Source organism: Burkholderia sp. AU33803 (assembly GCF_002223095.1).
Lineage (GTDB): Bacteria > Pseudomonadota > Gammaproteobacteria > Burkholderiales > Burkholderiaceae > Burkholderia.
Genome location: NZ_NKFJ01000013.1, coordinates 1 through 1,507 on the forward strand (window position 1 = coordinate 1; position 1,507 = coordinate 1,507).

The 1,507-nt window shown below is 65.3% G+C and carries 2 protein-coding genes; both read right to left on the bottom strand.

What is annotated here, in order from left to right:
* Positions 1-934 (bottom strand): ABC transporter permease subunit (locus CFB41_RS36980; RefSeq protein WP_089460162.1); only part of this gene is annotated, 934 nt, incomplete at its 3' end.
* Positions 935-944: 10 nt separating this feature from the next.
* The coding region (locus CFB41_RS36985; RefSeq protein WP_144030005.1) for a TOBE domain-containing protein at positions 945-1,507 on the bottom strand (563 nt) is incomplete at its 5' end.

Below are 1,507 nucleotides of genomic sequence, written 5' to 3' on the forward strand. Positions count from 1 at the left end.
GCACCAGCAGCAGCATCACCATCGCGACCGTCACCGCGGACGCCATCGGCCAGTCCATGTTGTTGAAGAATTCATCCCACATCACCCGGCCGATCATCAGCGTGTCGGCGCCGCCGAGCAGCTCCGGGATCACGTACTCGCCCACCGCCGGGATGAACACCAGCAGGCTGCCGGCGATGATCCCGTTCTTCGACAGCGGCAGCGTGATCCGCGTGAACGCGACCCACGGCTTGGCGCCGAGGTCGTACGCGGCTTCGAGCAGCGTGAGGTCCATCTTCACGAGGTGCGCGTACAGCGGCATCACCATGAACGGCAGGTACGAATAGACCATGCCGATGTAGACGCCCGCGTCGCTGTGGTAGAGGCGCAGCGGCGTGTGGATGATGCCCAGCGCGATCAGCGTGTGGTTCAGCAAGCCGTCATCCTTCAGGATGCCGATCCATGCGTACACGCGGATCAGGAACGACGTCCAGAACGGCAGCATCACGGCCATCATCAGCACGTTGCGGCGGTTCGGCTCCGAGCGCGCGATGTAGTACGCCATCGGGTACCCGATCAGCAGGCACAGCACCGTCGACACGGCGGCCATCTTCAGCGAGCTGAGGTAGGTCGCGATGTACAGGTCGTCCTGCAGCAGGAACGCGTAGTGCGACAGCTGCAGCGCGAAGTGCACGATGCCGTCCTTGATCTCGACGAGCGACGTGTACGGCGGGATGCCCATCACCTGGTCGGCGAAGCTGATCTTCAGCACCAGCACGAACGGCAGCGCGAAGAACACGGCCAGCCACACGAACGGCACGCCGATCGCGACGCTGCGGCCCGACGGCAGGAAGCGCGACAGCGCGGCGAAGCGACCCGGGCGGGCGCGGCCGGCGCCGGCACTCGCGGCGCCGGTCGGCACCGGCGCGGACGGATTGGAGGCGGAGGTTCTCATCGTGGCGTCCTCACTGCGTCAGCACGACGCCGCTGGCCGGCGACCACGACACGAACACGTCGTCGTTCCACGCCGGTGCGTTGTCGTTCATCAGATGCGAGCTCGACAGGTTCGACACGACCGTCTTCCCGCTCGGCAGGCGCACGTGGTACAGCGAGTAGCTGCCCATGTACGCGATGTCGGTCACGACGCCGCGCGCCCAGTTGTGTTTCGAGCCGGGTTTTTCGCGCGACACGTGGATGCGTTCCGGCCGCACCGAGATGCCCACCGGCATGCCGAGCGGGCCCGTGATGCCGTGGCTCACGTACATGCGGGCTTCGAGGTCGTCGCTTTCGACGAAGATGTGATCGGGTTCGTCCTCGACCACGCGCCCTTCGAACAGGTTGGTCGAGCCGATGAATTCGGCCGAGAAGCGGCTGTTCGGAAACTCGTACACCTCGCCCGGGGCGCCGATCTGCACGATCTTGCCTTCGCTCATCACCGCGAGGCGGCTGGCCATCGTCATCGCCTCTTCCTGGTCGTGCGTGACCATCACGCAGGTCACGTCGACCTTCTCGATGATGTTTACGAGTT